A 16,567-nucleotide genomic window follows, 5' to 3' on the forward strand; every position below is an offset into this window, starting at 1 on the left:
GCTTATTCGTACTTCATGATGAACGTTGCGTCGGCATTTGCCTGACCCGGCGTAGCGCTGGTGGCTGTGGCTTTATAACGCGCAGAGAAACGCAGGGTGTTGGTCCCTTCTACCAGTGCCTGAGCGGTAGAGAAGGTGGCTCCATCCGGCTTCAGCGCGGTGGACGTATTGTCCAGAATTTCAATCCCGACACCGCTGGCAGTGGTACCGTTGTCTGCAGAAGTGACAGCCAGCAGGTTGTTGTTGGTAATATCGGATTGACCAGAGAAAGCCACGGCTGCGGTTGCGGCAACTTTCGGATCACAGTCGTTCAGCACGATTGAGAACGGAATTTGCGCCGTTGTATCGCCAACTGCGGTAAAACTGGCGGTACGATACTGGCCTAAGGTGACAACCTGATCGGATGACTGAGTACTGACTGCACAGGCTGCATTGACCAGTTCACCTTCAAAATGCACAGTACCGCCGCTAACGCTTACCGGATCGGCTGCAACCGCTGCACCTGCAACTAACATCAGGCTGGCAATAACAGAAGAGGTCATTAATTTACGTTTCATGGATTTCCCTTGAATTACACACATCCGGCTCCGGCATCCTGCGGGATCCGTTTGAATCATTATCGACATTAAATGTCAGGCTAATTATCTCTGCATCCTGTAAAGATATATATCGCAAGAGAATTAGCTAATCTTTTACCCCAACTCTCCTGAGTATTTGATTCACTAATTAATCTTCGCGAATATGACTATTCGTCACAGGGTTAAATTAAACATTTCAATTAATTAAAAATACCTGCAAATCCTTTTATTGGCCCTGGCTAATTCTTATTGGGACCTAGGAAAAATCTGGGTGAATATTACTTAAATCCTTCCATAAAGGTACGTAACAGACTGGTTTATGGCGCATTACCCCTGAAAACATCAGGGTGATGAATTGTTTCATTCACGTTAATTTTAATTCGCATGCTCATTAATTATCCGGGGGGACTTCAGCCCCTGTGCTGATCCCATTCTCTGACCATGACGCCCGTTATCGCACGTAAAAACGCAAACGAAAACTGACAGCGCGCCCCGCTTCTGACAAAATAGTGGCATCCCCTTCGGTTTAACGTAACAGACGGAATTCTCTCTCTGATGGCAGCAAAGATTATTGACGGTAAAACGATTGCGCAGCAGGTGCGCTCTGAGGTTGCTCAAAAAGTTCAGGCGCGTTTAGCGGCTGGATTACGCGCCCCAGGCCTGGCTGTTGTGCTGGTAGGTAGCAACCCGGCTTCGCAGATTTATGTTGCGAGTAAACGCAAAGCCTGTGACGAAGTGGGGTTTGTCTCCCGCTCCTATGACCTGCCTGAAACCACCAGCGAGGCGGAGCTTCTTGAGCTGATCGATACGCTCAATGCAGATACCACCATCGACGGTATCCTGGTACAGCTGCCGTTGCCGGCGGGTATCGACAACGTGAAAGTCCTGGAACGTATTGCGCCAGATAAAGACGTTGACGGTTTCCACCCGTATAACGTCGGTCGTCTGTGCCAGCGCGCGCCGCGCCTGCGCCCATGTACTCCGCGCGGTATTGTTACCCTGCTTGAGCGTTACAACATCGATACCTACGGTCTGAATGCCGTGGTCATTGGCGCCTCGAATATTGTCGGTCGCCCAATGAGTATGGAGCTACTGCTGGCTGGCTGCACCACCACCGTCACCCACCGATTCACCAAAGATCTGCGCCGCCACGTAGAACATGCTGACCTGCTGATTGTTGCCGTCGGTAAACCAGGCTTTATTCCTGGTGAGTGGATCAAAGAAGGCGCGATTGTGATTGATGTCGGCATCAACCGTCTGGAGAATGGTAAGGTTGTTGGCGATGTGGTCTTTGACGATGCAGCCGCACGTGCGTCATATATCACGCCGGTCCCCGGCGGCGTAGGCCCAATGACGGTCGCCACACTTATCGAAAACACGCTGCAGGCGTGTGTTGAATATCATGATGTAAAGGACGTTTAAGATGGCCACATTTTCACTGGGTAAACACCCACACGTTGAACTCTGCGATTTGCTGAAGCTGGAAGGCTGGAGCGAAAGCGGCGCCCAGGCAAAAATTGCTATTGGCGAAGGGTTAGTGAAGGTCGATGGCGTTGTTGAAACGCGTAAACGCTGCAAAATCGTTGCCGGACAGACCGTCAGCTTTGAAGGCCACAGCATTAACGTCGTAGCGTGACCCTAAGTGCCGGATGAGGTTAACACCGTATCCGGCCACTTTCCCCTCTCGTTTTCAGATAATGACTTCATCCCCGCTTCACAGTGAACTGTTAGCATGTTGTTTTTCCACACGAAGCGATCATCATGCCCACTATCGTTACGCACGCGGCCGTTCCGCTCTGTTTAGGCTTAGGTCTCGGACTTAAAGTCATCCCCCCACGATTACTGTTTGCTGGCGTCGTTCTGGCCATGCTGCCAGATGCCGACGTGTTGTCATTTAAACTCGGTGTCGCCTACGGCAACGTGTTTGGTCACCGGGGATTTACCCACTCCCTGCTGTTCGCCTTCGTGGTACCGCTGCTCTGCGTGTTGATTGGCCGACGATGGTTTAAGGCGGGATTGATTCGCTGCTGGCTATTCCTGACGGTTTCACTGCTGTCACACAGTCTGCTGGATTCCGTTACGACCGGCGGTAAAGGCGTCGGCTGGCTGTGGCCGTGGTCGGATGAGCGCTTCTTCGCGCCATGGCAGGTGATTAAAGTCGCCCCGTTTGCGTTATCACGCTACGCCACGCCGTACGGGCACCAGGTGATCATGTCGGAGTTGATGTGGGTATGGCTGCCGGGAATCGTAATGATGGGTGTGCTGTGGTGGTATCGGAAATATTAATCTGCCGGATGCGACGCGCTGCGTCTTATCCGGCCTACACTCACTCTTTTGTAGGCCCGGTAAGCGTAGGTGCCACCGGGCATTACAGAGTTACTTACGACGCCAGGTGGTACCCTGCGGGCCGTCTTCCAGCACGATGCCCATCTCGTTGAGACGGTCACGCGCGGCGTCAGCTGCCGCCCAGTCTTTCGCCTTACGTGCATCCAGACGTTGTTGGATTAACGCTTCAATTTCAGCAACTTCACCGTCATCCGCCTGCGCACCGCTTTGCAGGAACGCTTCTGGATCCTGTTCCAGCAGGCCCAGTACGCTGGAAAGCTTACGCAGATGCGCAGCCATGCCGTTAGCCGCCGCCATATCTTCACCCTTCAGACGGTTAACTTCACGCGCCATATCAAACAGCACCGAGTAGGCTTCCGGGGTGTTGAAGTCATCGTCCATCGCTTCAATAAAGCGCGCTTCAAAGGCTTCGCCACCCGCTGGAGCAACGGATTTGTCAGTGCCGCGCAGCGCGGTATACAGACGCTCCAGCGCAGAACGCGCCTGCTTGAGGTTCTCTTCGCTGTAGTTTAACTGGCTACGGTAATGACCAGACATCAGGAAGTAGCGAATGGTTTCGGCGTCGTAGTATTTCAGCACGTCGCGAACGGTAAAGAAGTTGCCCAGCGATTTGGACATTTTCTCGCGGTCAACCATCACCATCCCGGAGTGCATCCAGTAATTAACGTACTCACCGTCATGCGCACAGGTGGACTGAGCGATTTCGTTTTCATGGTGCGGGAACATCAGGTCCGAACCGCCGCCGTGAATATCGAAATGGTTGCCCAACTGTTTGCAGTTCATCGCAGAACATTCGATGTGCCAGCCCGGACGGCCCGCGCCCCACGGAGACGGCCAGCTCGGCTCGCCTTCTTTGGACATTTTCCACAGCACGAAGTCCATCGGGTTGCGCTTCACATCAACCACGTCAACGCGCGCGCCTGCCTGCAGCTGATCCAGTTCCTGGCGCGACAGCTGGCCGTAGTTCGGGTCAGTCGGCACGTCGAACATCACGTCGCCGTTATCAGCAACGTAAGCGTGACCTTTGGCAATCAGCTGTTCAGTGATTTCGATAATTTCAGCGATATGATGCGTAGCACGCGGCTCCAGGTCCGGGCGCAGAATATTCAGCGCATCGAAATCGCTGTGCATTTCCGCGATCATTCTGTCGACCAACGCCACAAAGCTTTCGCCGTTTTCATTCGCGCGCTTGATGATTTTGTCATCGATATCGGTAATGTTGCGCACATACTTCAGCTTATAGCCGAGGAAGCGCAGATAACGCGCGACGACGTCGAAAGAAACAAAGGTACGTCCGTGGCCAATATGACAGAGATCGTAAACGGTAATACCACACACGTACATGCCGACTTCCCCGGCATGAATAGGTTTGAATTCCTCTTTTTGGCGCGTCAGTGTATTAAAGATTTTTAACATCGAAGATTCCGTGTAGACGTGTGTGGATAGTAAAGTCTGTATAATACCCATAATTTAGACCGGAAGCAGCACACTTTGCGAGGTGATCGCAGCTTGCGGTTATGCTATAACACACCCCTAACTCTGACCCTTGACGGGGTCGAAGCACCAATCTATCGGAACAGGATGCAAAAATGGTTACTTTCCACACTAATCACGGCGATATCGTAATCAAAACGTTTGATGATAAAGCGCCTGAAACAGTTAAAAACTTCCTGGACTACTGCCGCGAAGGTTTTTACAACAACACCATTTTCCACCGTGTTATTAACGGTTTCATGATCCAGGGCGGCGGTTTCGAGCCAGGCATGAAGCAAAAAGCCACGAAAGAAGCGATCAAAAACGAAGCGAACAACGGTCTGAAAAACACCCGTGGTACGCTGGCGATGGCGCGTACTCAGGCTCCGCACTCCGCAACCGCACAGTTCTTCATCAACGTTGCAGACAACGACTTCCTGAACTTCTCCGGCGAAAGCATGCAGGGTTGGGGTTACTGCGTGTTTGCTGAAGTTGTTGAAGGCATGGACGTGGTTGATAAAATCAAAGGCGTTTCCACTGGTCGCAGCGGTATGCATCAGGACGTGCCAAAAGAAGACGTTATCATCGAAAACGTGACCGTCAGCGAGTAATCGTGGCGACACTGTTTATTGCAGATCTTCACCTCTGCACAGAAGAACCGGCGATCACCGCCGGTTTTCTGCGTTTTTTAGCCGGTGATGCGCGAAAGGCCGATGCGCTATACATTCTTGGCGACCTGTTTGAAGCCTGGATTGGCGACGACGATCCTAATCCGCTGCATCGTGAAATGGCCGCGGCGATAAAATCACTGGCTGACTCCGGCGTTCCCTGCTTTTTTATTCACGGCAACCGTGATTTTCTGATCGGCAAACGTTTTGCCCGTGACAGCGGCATGACCTTGCTTCCCGAAGAAAAAGTGCTCGACCTGTATGGCCGTAAAGTACTGATCATGCATGGCGACACCTTATGCACCGACGACGCAGGCTATCAGGCGTTTCGCGCCAAAGTGCATCAACCCTGGTTACAGAAGCTGTTCCTCGCCCTGCCGCTGTTCGTTCGCCAGCGAATCGCTGCAAAAATGCGCGCCAACAGCAAAGCGGCTAACAGTAGCAAGTCACTGGAGATCATGGATGTGAATCCGCAGGCCGTGATTAGCGAGATGGAAAAACATCAGGTTCAGTGGTTAATTCACGGCCATACCCACCGCCCGGCCGTCCACGAGCTTACGGCCAATGAGCAACCCGCTTTCCGCGTGGTATTAGGCGCATGGCACACCGAAGGTTCGATGATCAAAGTCACACCAGACGACGTTGAACTGATCGCATTTCCGTTTTAATTCTGCAGATACCCAGTTCCTCTTTACACAAAACTATTCGAGTTGCATCGAGACGGCAAATCTGTGAGTCCCCTGGAGCTTACAAAAGTAAGTGACTGGGGTGAGCAGATGCAGCCAACAAAGAGGCAGCTTGAAGAGTGACGTGCAAAGCGCGCAATCGTTTTCCTTGGCGGTGAATTATGCTATTCTCTGTGGCCTCAAAAGTCGAGTGTAGTGCACCACAGGAGTTTTCAGACGCATGTCTTCCCGCAATAATCCGGCGCGTGTCGCCATCGTGATGGGGTCCAAAAGCGACTGGGCTACCATGCAGTTCGCCGCCGAAATCTTCGAAATCCTGGACGTTCCACATCATGTTGAAGTCGTCTCCGCCCACCGCACCCCAGACAAACTGTTTAGCTTCGCCGAAAGCGCTGAAGAGAACGGTTATCAGGTGATTATTGCCGGGGCCGGTGGCGCAGCGCATTTGCCTGGCATGATTGCGGCGAAAACGCTGGTGCCTGTTCTCGGTGTTCCGGTGCAAAGCGCAGCGCTGAGCGGCGTAGATAGCCTCTACTCCATCGTTCAAATGCCACGCGGTATTCCGGTCGGCACGCTGGCGATCGGCAAAGCGGGCGCGGCAAATGCGGCCCTGCTGGCAGCACAAATTCTGGCTACACACGATAAAGAATTGCATCAGCGTCTGAACGACTGGCGCAAAGCGCAAACCGATGAGGTGCTGGAGAACCCGGACCCACGAGGTGTCGCATGAAGCAGGTCTGCGTACTTGGCAACGGACAGCTAGGGCGCATGCTGCGCCAGGCCGGTGAGCCACTGGGCATAGCAGTCTGGCCCGTCGGGCTGGACGCTGAACCGGCTGCGGTCCCTTTTCAGCAAAGCGTGATCACCGCTGAGATTGAGCGTTGGCCGGAAACGGCACTCACCCGCGAACTGGCGTGCCACCCGGCGTTTGTTAACCGCGACGTCTTCCCGATTATTGCCGACCGTCTGACGCAAAAGCAGCTTTTTGACAAGCTCGGTCTGGCGACTGCACCGTGGCAGTTGCTGGCAGATAAAAGCGAATGGTCTGCGGTATTCGACAAACTCGGTGAGCTGGCGATTGTGAAACGTCGTGTCGGCGGCTACGACGGACGTGGACAGTGGCGCTTGCGCGCAAATGAAACCGAGCAACTGCCGGACGACTGTTACGGCGAGTGTATCGTCGAACGGGGAATCAACTTCTCCGGTGAAGTCTCCCTGGTTGGCGCTCGTGCGCACGACGGCAGCACCGTTTTCTATCCGCTGACCCATAACCTGCATCAGGACGGTATTCTGCGCACCAGCGTGGTATTCCCGCAGGCTAACGCCAGACAGCAGGAACAGGCTGAAGCAATGCTCTCTGCCATCATGCAGGAGCTGGGCTATGTCGGCGTGATGGCGATGGAGTGTTTCATCACCCCGGAAGGTTTGCTGATTAACGAACTGGCTCCACGCGTGCACAACAGCGGGCACTGGACGCAAAACGGCGCCAGCATCAGCCAGTTTGAGCTGCACCTGCGCGCCATTACCAACCTGCCATTACCGACGCCGGTGGTGAACCATCCTTCGGTGATGGTAAACCTGATTGGTAGCGACCTGAACTACGACTGGCTGAAGCTGCCGCTGGTGCATCTGCACTGGTATGACAAAGAGGTGCGTGAAGGGCGTAAGGTGGGCCACCTGAACCTGAGCGACAGCGATACCGCACGCCTTAGCGCGACGCTGGAAGCGCTTATCCCCCTGCTGCCGCCGGAATATGCCAGCGGTATTATCTGGGCGCAGTCAAAGCTGAAATAAGCCATTAATGCCGGGGAGTTGATTTTATCCTTCCCCGGTCCCTCCTCTGGCGCGTAAAATCCCCTCCATTGCTGTTTTGTATTTTCAGGATCAAACATGAACGATGGAACGGACTACCGCGCAATTTTGCTCGCCGGTACGCCTATAATCGATGTACGCGCCCCCGTCGAATTTCAACAGGGCGCAATGCCGGGCGCAATCAACCTTCCCTTAATGAACGATGACGAACGTGCCGCCGTGGGTAGCTGTTACAAGCGCCAGGGACCTGAAGCTGCCCTCGCGCTTGGTCATCAACTGGTTTCGGGTGAAACCCGTCAACAGCGCATGAGCGCCTGGCTGGATGCCTGCCGTCAAAATCCTGCGGGTTATTTATGCTGCGCGCGCGGCGGTCAGCGTTCGCATATTGTGCAGCAGTGGCTGCATGAGTCCGGCATTGACTATCCGCTGATACAAGGCGGTTACAAAGCCCTGCGCCAGGCAGTTATACAGTTGACTGAAGAATTAGTGCAAAAGCCGATCGTCTTAATTGGCGGCTGTACCGGGAACGGTAAAACCCAGTTGGTGCAACAGCAGCCAAACGGTGTGGATCTCGAAGGTCTGGCGCACCATCGCGGCTCCTCGTTTGGTCGTACCGTTGAACCTCAATTGAGTCAGGCAAGTTTTGAAAACCTGCTGGCGGTTGAAATGCTCAAAACCGATAGCCATCAGGATTTACGTCTGTGGGTACTGGAAGATGAAGGCCGCATGATCGGGGCTAATCATCTGCCCGAATGCCTGCGCGAGCGCATGGCCCATGCATCAATTGCGGTGGTGGACGATCCTTTTGAGCGTCGTCTGGAGCGACTGCGCGAAGAGTATTTCGTGAAGATGCACCACGATTTTACCCACGCTTATGGCGAGAGCCAGGGCTGGCAGGAGTACAGCGAGTATCTGCACCACGGACTGTTTGCTATCCGCCGTCGTCTGGGTTTACAACGTTTTGCCGAGCTGACCACCCTGCTCGACGTGGCTCTGCGCGAACAGCAGGCAACGGGCAGCACCGACGCCCATATGGGCTGGCTGGTGCCGTTGCTCAACGAGTATTACGACCCGATGTATCGCTATCAGCTGGAAAAGAAAGCCGCGAAAATCGTCTTTCGCGGCACATGGCAGGACGTTGCCGACTGGCTTAACGCACGGTGATCAGTGTCTGTCGCGCTTATCTGCGCGTTTTGCCAGCCAGTCACCCAGCACCTGAACGACCTGCACCAGAATAATCAGCGCCACCACGGTGACAATCATGACCTGGGTTTCGTAGCGGTAATAACCAAAGCGAATCGCCAGGTCGCCGACTCCACCGCCGCCAACGATCCCGGCCATAGCGGAGTAACCGATCAGACTCACCAGCGTAATCGTCAACCCACGCAGCAGACCCGCGCTCGCCTCTGGTAACAGGACGGTGCAGATGATGCGCATCGGGCTGGCGCCAAACGCTTCCGCCGCTTCAATAATGCCTTTATCAACTTCACGTAGCGCACTGTCGACCAGACGGGCATAGAAGGCGATTGCCGCCACTGAGAGCGGGACCGACGCCGCAATAGGGCCAATGGTATTCCCGAGCAAAAACTGGGTTAGCGGCAGCAGCAGAACCAGCAGGATCACAAACGGCACCGAACGAATGATATTCACCAGCACGGAGCTGAGCAGATACACAAAACGGTTTTGCCAGAATAAATGCCGGTCGGTGACGAAAATCAGAAAACCAAGCGGCAGACCGCCAATAATCGCCAGCACCGTAGAGATGCTCAGCATCTGGAAAGTTTCATTAAACGCCAGCGTTAAATCAGGCAATAAATCATCCACGAATCACCTCCACCTGTGCAGTACGTTGACGAATATGTTCCACGGCGACTTCCACCGCTGAAGGGTTGTGCGGCGCGGTCAGTTGCACCACCAGAATCCCCAGCGCACGTTCGCCAATATATTCAATTTTGCCGTGCAGAATGTTCACCGCCACGCCAAATTTAACCGCCACTTCTGACAACACCGGCTGTTCCGCCGAATCGCCGATGAACAGAATTTTTAGCAGCTGGCCAGGCAGATGCTGGCGCAGACGCTCGGGTAGCGTCAGATTGAGGGTATGCGACACCAGCTGCTGCGTGAACGCGTGCTGCGGGTGAGCAAAAACGTCAAACACCTCACCGGATTCCACCACCTTGCCGCCGGACATCACCGCCACGCGATCGCAAATCGATTTGATCACGTTCATCTCGTGAGTGATCAGCACGATCGTGATCCCCAACTGTTGGTTGATCTGCTTAAGCAACGCCAGAATCGTGGCTGAGGTTTCGAGGTCCAGCGCCGAAGTAGGTTCATCACACAGCAGCACATCCGGGTGATTGGCAATCGCGCGGGCAATACCCACACGCTGCTTTTGTCCGCCGCTGAGCTGAACCGGAAAGCGGTTCGCCTTGTCTGACAGCCCCACCAGCGCCAGGATTTCGCTCACGCGCGGGCCAATTTTACTGCGCTCCCATCCGGCAGCCTTCAGGCTAAAGGCGACATTTTGCGCCACGGTACGGGTATGCATCAGGTTAAAATGTTGAAAAATCATCCCGATACGCTGACGGGCTTTACGGAGATGCGCGCCTTCCAGCGCAGAGATTTCTACGCCATTCACCTTCACGCTTCCCTGGCTCGGACGCGTTAAGGCGTTCAGGGTGCGCAGCAGCGTACTTTTCCCTGCGCCGCTGGTCCCGACAATGCCAAATATCTCACCTGCGCCGATGCGCAAGCTGACGTCATCAACCGCCCGGGTTGATGGTCCACGGCCTGCGCTAAAATCCACGCAAACTTTCTCTATCTCAATCATAGCCACCTCAGAAATGCGAAAAGGGCAGTCGTCGCTGCCCCTGTTAACCCTTGTGCGCAGCGATTATTGGGCTGCCGACATCCATTCCGGTTTCTGGAAGGCGCTGTAGATATTTTGCGGATCGTCGATCACCGCGCGATATGCCGGAGATTTCACCGCCTCAACAATATCTTTGGCGAACGGTTTATCTGCATCTTCAGTGCGTACCGCGATGATATTTTTCAGATTTTCGTCCAGGTGTTCCTGCTTAATGGCGCTGGCGAGATCCATTTTTGCCGCCACGGCAAAGTTACCGTTGACCAGCGCACCGGTCACACCGTCCAGCGTACGTGGCAGCTGTGCCGCTTCCAGCGGTTTAAACACCAGCCCTTTCGGGTTGCTGGCGATATCGCGCTCGGAGGCTTTAGTTGGATCAATATTGTCTTTGATGGTGATAAGGCCAATAGACTGCAGAAAACGCAGACCGCGAGCCAGGTTGGTGGGATCGTTGGAGAGCGTGATCACATCCCCTTTTTTCAACTCATCCAGGCTTTTGATTTTATGTGAGTAAAACCCCATTCCGGCCGTCGGGACCACAATCAGCTTACTCAGCTTAAGTCCTTTATCGGCGGTGAATTTGTCAAAGTAGAGCGAATGCTGGAACAGGTTGGCATCAATGCTACCGTTGGAGAGCGCCATGTTCGGCTGCACGTAGTCGCTGAATTCGCGCACCACTACCTTATAGCCTTTCTCTTTCAGCGTCGGAGCAATGGCCTGTTTCACCATATCTCCGTATGGCCCAGGCGCGACGCCAAACACGATTGTATGCGGGTCACTGTTCGCATGAGCAAACTGTAATCCACAGGCCAGTAACAGCGCCCCGGTCGCGACGCGTAAACTCTGACGCAATCCCATATTCTCTCCATTTTAACGTTGTGGTGTCATGTCTCACGCCGTTCTTGCGGCGTTGTTCTTGTTGGCCCGTTAACAGGCTGATTGTTAACATGACACAGATCACAACCTGCTGTCCTTGAAATTATTTCATGATGTTGCAGAGTATGTTTTTAAATGTGAGAAGGCATGAAAAAGCCGGATGTCGGCACAAGTGCCTTATCCGGCCTACAACAACTATCTTAGGCCCGATAAACGCAAGCGTATCGGGCGGCAGGCGTTCGATTAGAAGTCGTAACGCAGACGAACCAGGTTCATATCACCCAGATTGTCGGTGCTGGAAGTGAATACGTGTTCGTAATCAACACGGAAACCGTAATCCAGCTGGAAGCTGATACCCACGCCGTTGTCGGTACGCAGGTAGTTACGGCCATTCACGTACTCAATACGGTCGCCCATAAAGTAAGGCTGAACGGATTGCAGCGCATACTGACCCACCGGGAAGGTGTAACCCGCGAAGTATTCCAGACCCCACGCATCACCGGCAAAGTAATCGTTAACAGACACTTTTTTGGTGGTCATGAAGTTTTGATACCAACCGCCGCCCAGCGAGAAGGTCCAGTTGTCCGGTTTCCAGCTCAGCGCAGTACCGACGATGTTTTGATCGTAGGTTTTGCTGGTGTTACCACGCATTTCCGCGCGGGTGTAGTTCCACGCCGTACCCCAGGTCAGATCATCGGTGATGTGATAATCCACACCCAGCGAGCCGCCGCCTTTACGTTTGTAGCGCAGACCGTTGTTCGGGTTGTAATCATCGCTAAACAGGTAAGACGCGTAGAGATCAACATCACCAACGGTATTCTTATACTTCAGAGATTTGCGCGTACGATAGGAACCGTCATAGTCGCCATTGATACCGTTACCCGGAGCCTGACCGATCATGTCATAGTCCCAGATATCCGTTTTCGCACCGACTACATCATAGTAAATGCTGTTCTGTTGACCGAAGGTCAGCGTACCCCAGGTCGCACTCTTCAGACCGGTGTACAACATACGACGCGTGGTATCGTTGGCACCGTCAGCGTAGTGGTTATCCCAGTTGAACATCGCCGGGAAGTTAACGCCCAACTCGTAGTAGCTCACCCAACTGATATCATCAAACAGATAGTAGTCAGCGGCGAAGCGGAAACGTGTACCGCCATCGAAGCCATTACGTTTGTAGCCATTCTTACCATCGTCACCGGCCATATTCTGGAACTGCGGACGAATACTCCCGCCGACGGTGAAGTTAAGACGGCTCAGCGGGTTGCCCGCCTGCGGATCTTGTTTCAGGACCGTGATTTCCGCCTGAGAAGCGAAAGTCGTTAATGCCACTGCTGCGCCGATCGATACCGCCAGCGCCGTTTTTTTTATAGTCATTATTTGTACCTTGATAGATAGCCTGCCAATTATTCAGCGTACAAATATTAACGTTTATTAATACACTCGTGTTGTCGGGTTTTTATTGTTCTGTGCTGTTAAATATCAACGAGTTATCAATTTGTGCTGCATAGATAAAAAAACGCACCGATTTAAAAAACCGGTGCGTAATTATCACTAATATGAATTAACTACTGAACTGACGGAACAGCGCTTTGCCTTTTAGCAGACGTGAACCGAGCCATCCGCCGCATAAAGAGAGCAGCAATGCTCCGCAAACCGGCAACACGACCCACAGTCGCCAGTCTGGCTCCCACGGGAAATCAAACACTTTGGTTTGCAGCACCGCCAATGCGGTTTCCGCGCCGATGGCCGCTACCAGTCCGGCGACCATCCCGAGCATGGCGAACTCGCACCACAGCGTGGTACGCAGTAGTTTCTTGCCCGCGCCCAGCGTGCGCCAGACTACCAACTCCTGGTGACGCTGGCGCATACCGACCTGAACCTGCGCCAATAGCAGCAACATACCGCAGGCGGTGACCAGTACCACCATCACCTCCAACGCCCGGCTCACCTGCTCCAGCACCTGGCTCACCTGTTTGAGGATGGCGCCAATATCCAGCAGGCTGATGGTCGGGAATTCGCGGTTAAGCTGCGTCAGCATGCCGTTGCCGTTCTCCCAACGAAAGCTGGTTAACCAGCTTTGCGGCTGAGCGTCCAGTGCGCCGGATGGGAAGATAAAGAAGAAGTTGGGCCGCAGGCTTTCCCAGTCCACTTTGCGCAGACTGCTGACCGTGGCGCTGAAATCCTGGGTATCGCCCATGAAGGTCACCCGATCGCCAAGTCTGACGTTCAGCCGTTTCGCCAGCCCCTCTTCCATCGACACTTCGCCCGCTTTTGGTGGCCAGCTTCCGGCGGTTATCGGGTTATGATCCGGTCGGGTATCCTGCCAGGTCAGATTAAGCTCGCGGTTCAACGCCTCATCCTGATTGCCTTCGGTCGGCTTATCATTGATTGCCGTCAGACGCGCCCGCACAATCGGATAGAACGATTCCGGGATCACCTGATGCTCAGACAGGAAAGTCTTCAGCGGAACCACCTGTTCGGTGGCAATGTTGATCAGAAAATAGTTCGGACTTTCCGGCGGCATTTGCTGCTGCCAGCGGTCGAGCAAATCGCCGCGCAACACCAGTAACAACGCCAGCAGCATAAAGGAAAGCGAAAATGCCGATAGCTGGCTGAGCGTTGACCACGGCTGGCGTAACAGTCGACTGACCGCCAAACGCAGCGGCAGTGAGGAGAGCGTCAGACCACGCAGCACGTTGAGCAGCATCCAGCCGAGCACCCCGCACAACAGCGCCAGTACCACCGCGCCAGCCAGTACCGCCCACAGCAGCGGACTTCCGCCCATCAGTCCGGCGAGCAGTGCAATCACGACTATCACTACCACCGGCAAATAAAACTTCAGCGGCCAGACGTTTGCCACCACGTCACGGCGCAGCACCCGCAGCGGCTGCGTTGCCAGCAGCAGGCGATAAGGACGTAACCCCACCAAGAGCGAAATCACCGTCATGGTGCCTAATGCCCATAGCCACGGCCAGGGGCTGGCAGGCGGCAGTTCGCCGGGCAGAACCGGCTTGAGCAGCAGCACCAGCACGCGCTCAAATAACAGCCCGAACAGTCCGCCGGTCACGCCAGACAGCGCCAGCACCATCAGCCATTGACCAACAATCAGCCTGCGCAGTTGCGCCCTGCCCGCGCCGAGGGTTTTCAGAATAGCTACCAGATCGTAACGGCTGCGGCAATAATGGCTCATCGCCACGGCAACCGCGGCGACCGCTAACAGCAGCGTTAACAGCGCCGACAGCAGCAGGAACTGTTGCGAACGTTCCAGTGATTTCCCTAGCGCCCCTTCATCCTGCTCCAGCCCATACCAGCGCTGTTCAGGTTTTAACTGCGGTAGCAGCCACTTTTCATAGGCTTCCAGTTGCGACGGCGTGCCGCCAAATTTATAGCGCCAGGTCACGCGGCTTCCCGGCTGGACCGCCGCCGTTTTTTCGACATCCGCCATGTTCATCATCAGGCGCGGTGCTATCTGGAACGGATTAAAACCAGAGTCCGGTTCCTGCACCACCTCCCCGGCAATGTGCAGCGTGGCATCGCCAACGTCGATGGAATCACCGACTTTTAAGTTGAGCAGCGCCATCAGTCGCGGGGCCAGCAGCACCGAGCCAGGCTGTGGTTTCAGCCCCGGCGGATTGGTCTGCAGCGTGCCGTACATTGGATACACATCATCCACCGCTTTGACGTTCGCCAGCTGCGGCGTATCGCGGGCAAAAGTCATGGTGGCAAAGGTGAGCTGTTCCCCCACCTTCAGGCCACGCTGTCGCGCCTCGTCAATCCACGCTTTCGGCACGGTACGCGAACTTTGTAGCGACCGATCGCCCGCCATAAACTCACGGCTTTGCTGGCTCAGCCCTTTTTCCATACGATCGCTGATATTGCCCAGCGCCAGCACACAAGCTACCGCCAGGCTCAGCGCCAGCCAGACAATCAGTAATGAAGGCGAGCGCCATTCGCGCCAGAACCAGCGCGCAATCATGCCTCCTCCTGCAACTGTCCGTTCACCAGGCGTAAACGCCGATCGCAACGCGCCGCCAGCTGCGGGTCATGGGTTACCAGAATCAGGGTAGTACCGTGTTCCCGGTTCAGAGAAAACAGCAGGTCGGCGATTTTGTCTCCGGTCTGGCGGTCCAGATTGCCCGTTGGTTCATCGGCAAACAGCACGTCAGGGCGACCGTTAAAGGCCCGCGCCAACGCCACGCGCTGCTGCTCCCCGCCGGAAAGCTGGGCCGGAAGATGATCAAGACGTTTTCCCAACCCCAGTTGCTCCAGCAGCGTTTTTGCCCCGTCACGACTTTTTCCGCTGTTTTCGCCGCGCAACAACGCGGGTAGTTCGACGTTTTCCAGCGCGTTGAGGGTCGGAATTAACATGAATGACTGGAAGACAAAACCCACGTGCCGCGCTCGCAGCTGCGCCCGTGCTTCTTCGTCCATGGTGTGCAGCGCCTGCCCCACCAGGCTGACTTCACCGCTGGAGCCATCGTCCAGCCCAGCAAGGATCGCCAGCAGCGTGGATTTCCCCGATCCCGACTCGCCAATCAACGCAATGGTCTCGGCGCGTTTGACAACCAGTTCAACTCCGGTAAGGATGGATAGCTCATGATCACCCTGACCGACGGATTTCTTAAGATGATGAACTTCAACAATGTTTTCCGCTGGCATTGGCCTTTCCTGTTCCTGGTCCTGTTAACTTTCCGCGCCGCCGCTGCGGACACGTTATTAATTCTGGGTGACAGCCTGAGCGCCGGATACCGTATGTCCGCCAGCGCTGCGTGGCCTGCGCTACTTAATGATAAATGGCAAACCAAAACACCGGTGGTGAATGCCAGCATTAGCGGCGACACCTCGCAACAAGGTCTGGCCCGTCTGCCTGCACTACTCAAGCAGCACCAGCCGCGTTGGGTACTGGTCGAACTTGGCGGCAACGACGGCCTGCGCGGCTTTGCGCCTGCGCAAACCGAACAAACTCTGCGAACAATTTTGCAGGACGTGAAAGCGGCAAATGCCGAACCGCTGCTAATGCAAATTCGTCTGCCGGCAAACTACGGTCGCCGTTATAATGAAACCTTTAGCGCGATTTATCCAAAGCTCGCCAAAGAGTTTGATATTCCTCTGCTGCCATTTTTCATGGAAGAGGTTTATCTAAAACCCCAGTGGATGCAGGATGATGGTATTCATCCTAACCGTGACGCCCAGCCGTTTATCGCCGACTGGATGGCGCAACATCTCACCCCTTTTCTATCCTAAATAATTCGAGTT

General features: G+C 54.6%; 17 protein-coding genes. 9 read left to right on the forward strand and 8 right to left on the reverse strand.

Going from position 1 to position 16,567, the window contains the following annotated elements; all coding sequences use genetic code 11:
• Window positions 1–2 precede the first annotated feature (2 nt).
• A complete protein-coding gene (fimA, locus tag OGY83_RS10325) occupies window positions 3–557 on the reverse strand; it encodes a type 1 fimbrial major subunit FimA (RefSeq protein WP_032934356.1) in 555 nt (184 codons plus the stop codon).
• A gap of 576 nt (window positions 558–1,133) precedes the next feature.
• Here fimA and folD point away from each other — a divergent pair.
• From folD to OGY83_RS10340, 3 genes are all read left to right on the forward strand, one after another.
• Complete coding sequence (gene folD / locus OGY83_RS10330; protein WP_123268422.1) at window positions 1,134–2,000, forward strand: bifunctional methylenetetrahydrofolate dehydrogenase/methenyltetrahydrofolate cyclohydrolase FolD; 867 nt, start codon at window positions 1,134–1,136, stop codon at window positions 1,998–2,000.
• Between the two features lies 1 nt (window position 2,001).
• Window positions 2,002–2,214, forward strand: a complete 213-nt coding sequence (gene ybcJ, locus OGY83_RS10335; RefSeq protein WP_003831111.1) for a ribosome-associated protein YbcJ — start codon at window positions 2,002–2,004, stop codon at window positions 2,212–2,214.
• Window positions 2,215–2,339: 125 nt separating this feature from the next.
• On the forward strand, window positions 2,340–2,864 hold the full coding sequence (locus tag OGY83_RS10340) for a metal-dependent hydrolase (RefSeq protein WP_079938328.1): 525 nt from the start codon (window positions 2,340–2,342) through the stop codon (window positions 2,862–2,864).
• Window positions 2,865–2,954: 90 nt separating this feature from the next.
• On the opposite strand, the gene cysS is transcribed toward OGY83_RS10340, so the two are convergent.
• Window positions 2,955–4,340, reverse strand: a complete 1,386-nt coding sequence (gene cysS / locus OGY83_RS10345; RefSeq protein ID WP_286635818.1) for a cysteine--tRNA ligase — start codon at window positions 4,338–4,340, stop codon at window positions 2,955–2,957.
• A 173-nt stretch (window positions 4,341–4,513) separates the two neighbouring features.
• On the opposite strand from cysS, the gene ppiB reads away from it, so the two are divergent.
• From ppiB to mnmH, 5 genes are all read left to right on the forward strand, one after another.
• Window positions 4,514–5,008, forward strand: a complete 495-nt coding sequence (ppiB, locus tag OGY83_RS10350; protein WP_003021875.1) for a peptidylprolyl isomerase B — start codon at window positions 4,514–4,516, stop codon at window positions 5,006–5,008.
• 2 nt (window positions 5,009–5,010) lie between these two features.
• Window positions 5,011–5,733, forward strand: a complete 723-nt coding sequence (lpxH, locus tag OGY83_RS10355; protein WP_123268425.1) for a UDP-2,3-diacylglucosamine diphosphatase — start codon at window positions 5,011–5,013, stop codon at window positions 5,731–5,733.
• 238 nt (window positions 5,734–5,971) lie between these two features.
• Entirely contained in the window at window positions 5,972–6,481 is a 510-nt protein-coding gene (purE, locus tag OGY83_RS10360) for a 5-(carboxyamino)imidazole ribonucleotide mutase (protein WP_198801679.1), read from the forward strand.
• Window positions 6,478–7,545, forward strand: coding sequence for a 5-(carboxyamino)imidazole ribonucleotide synthase (gene purK, locus OGY83_RS10365; protein ID WP_286635819.1), 1,068 nt, complete (start codon window positions 6,478–6,480; stop codon window positions 7,543–7,545). The genes purE and purK overlap by 4 nt, the downstream gene beginning before the upstream one ends.
• 96 nt (window positions 7,546–7,641) lie before the next feature.
• Complete coding sequence (gene mnmH, locus OGY83_RS10370) at window positions 7,642–8,727, forward strand: tRNA 2-selenouridine(34) synthase MnmH (protein ID WP_286635820.1); 1,086 nt, start codon at window positions 7,642–7,644, stop codon at window positions 8,725–8,727.
• Here the strand turns inward: mnmH and OGY83_RS10375 are convergent, their stop codons facing one another.
• From OGY83_RS10375 to ybbA, 6 genes are all read right to left on the reverse strand, one after another.
• Window positions 8,728–9,387 (reverse strand): methionine ABC transporter permease, encoded by a 660-nt coding sequence (locus OGY83_RS10375; protein ID WP_003831085.1) that lies wholly within the window; start codon window positions 9,385–9,387, stop codon window positions 8,728–8,730.
• Entirely contained in the window at window positions 9,380–10,396 is a 1,017-nt protein-coding gene (gene sfbB, locus OGY83_RS10380; RefSeq protein WP_043015452.1) for a virulence-associated ABC transporter ATP-binding protein SfbB, read from the reverse strand. Before sfbB ends, OGY83_RS10375 begins: the two co-directional genes overlap by 8 nt.
• A 63-nt stretch (window positions 10,397–10,459) precedes the next feature.
• Entirely contained in the window at window positions 10,460–11,290 is an 831-nt protein-coding gene (locus OGY83_RS10385; RefSeq protein ID WP_063941337.1) for a MetQ/NlpA family ABC transporter substrate-binding protein, read from the reverse strand.
• Between the two features lie 261 nt (window positions 11,291–11,551).
• Window positions 11,552–12,685, reverse strand: a complete 1,134-nt coding sequence (locus OGY83_RS10390; RefSeq protein WP_194211115.1) for a porin — start codon at window positions 12,683–12,685, stop codon at window positions 11,552–11,554.
• Window positions 12,686–12,872: 187 nt separating this feature from the next.
• Entirely contained in the window at window positions 12,873–15,287 is a 2,415-nt protein-coding gene (gene ybbP, locus OGY83_RS10395) for a putative ABC transporter permease subunit YbbP (RefSeq protein ID WP_286635821.1), read from the reverse strand.
• Complete coding sequence (gene ybbA, locus OGY83_RS10400; RefSeq protein WP_079938336.1) at window positions 15,284–15,970, reverse strand: putative ABC transporter ATP-binding protein YbbA; 687 nt, start codon at window positions 15,968–15,970, stop codon at window positions 15,284–15,286. The genes ybbP and ybbA overlap by 4 nt, the downstream gene beginning before the upstream one ends.
• On the opposite strand from ybbA, the gene tesA reads away from it, so the two are divergent.
• Entirely contained in the window at window positions 15,941–16,555 is a 615-nt protein-coding gene (gene tesA / locus OGY83_RS10405) for a multifunctional acyl-CoA thioesterase I/protease I/lysophospholipase L1 (RefSeq protein ID WP_043015448.1), read from the forward strand. The two genes, ybbA and tesA, sit on opposite strands and share 30 nt — an antisense overlap.
• The last annotated feature ends 12 nt before the right edge of the window (window positions 16,556–16,567 follow it).

The organism is Citrobacter sp. Cpo090 (assembly GCF_030332665.1).
GTDB classification, from domain to species: domain Bacteria; phylum Pseudomonadota; class Gammaproteobacteria; order Enterobacterales; family Enterobacteriaceae; genus Citrobacter; species Citrobacter portucalensis.

Excerpts from the sequence above, each read along its gene's own strand:
- fimA (WP_032934356.1), bottom strand. The coding sequence starts at position 557 with ATGAAACGTAAATTAATGACCTCTTCTGTTATTGCCAGCCTGATGTTA.
- folD (WP_123268422.1), top strand. The coding sequence starts at position 1,134 with ATGGCAGCAAAGATTATTGACGGTAAAACGATTGCGCAGCAGGTGCGC.
- ybcJ (WP_003831111.1), top strand. The coding sequence starts at position 2,002 with ATGGCCACATTTTCACTGGGTAAACACCCACACGTTGAACTCTGCGAT.
- OGY83_RS10340 (WP_079938328.1), top strand. The coding sequence starts at position 2,340 with ATGCCCACTATCGTTACGCACGCGGCCGTTCCGCTCTGTTTAGGCTTA.
- cysS (WP_286635818.1), bottom strand. The coding sequence starts at position 4,340 with ATGTTAAAAATCTTTAATACACTGACGCGCCAAAAAGAGGAATTCAAA.
- ppiB (WP_003021875.1), top strand. The coding sequence starts at position 4,514 with ATGGTTACTTTCCACACTAATCACGGCGATATCGTAATCAAAACGTTT.
- purE (WP_198801679.1), top strand. The coding sequence starts at position 5,972 with ATGTCTTCCCGCAATAATCCGGCGCGTGTCGCCATCGTGATGGGGTCC.
- purK (WP_286635819.1), top strand. The coding sequence starts at position 6,478 with ATGAAGCAGGTCTGCGTACTTGGCAACGGACAGCTAGGGCGCATGCTG.
- mnmH (WP_286635820.1), top strand. The coding sequence starts at position 7,642 with ATGAACGATGGAACGGACTACCGCGCAATTTTGCTCGCCGGTACGCCT.
- sfbB (WP_043015452.1), bottom strand. The coding sequence starts at position 10,396 with ATGATTGAGATAGAGAAAGTTTGCGTGGATTTTAGCGCAGGCCGTGGA.
- OGY83_RS10385 (WP_063941337.1), bottom strand. The coding sequence starts at position 11,290 with ATGGGATTGCGTCAGAGTTTACGCGTCGCGACCGGGGCGCTGTTACTG.
- OGY83_RS10390 (WP_194211115.1), bottom strand. The coding sequence starts at position 12,685 with ATGACTATAAAAAAAACGGCGCTGGCGGTATCGATCGGCGCAGCAGTG.
- ybbP (WP_286635821.1), bottom strand. The coding sequence starts at position 15,287 with ATGATTGCGCGCTGGTTCTGGCGCGAATGGCGCTCGCCTTCATTACTG.
- tesA (WP_043015448.1), top strand. The coding sequence starts at position 15,941 with ATGAACTTCAACAATGTTTTCCGCTGGCATTGGCCTTTCCTGTTCCTG.
- ybbA (WP_079938336.1), bottom strand. The coding sequence starts at position 15,970 with ATGCCAGCGGAAAACATTGTTGAAGTTCATCATCTTAAGAAATCCGTC.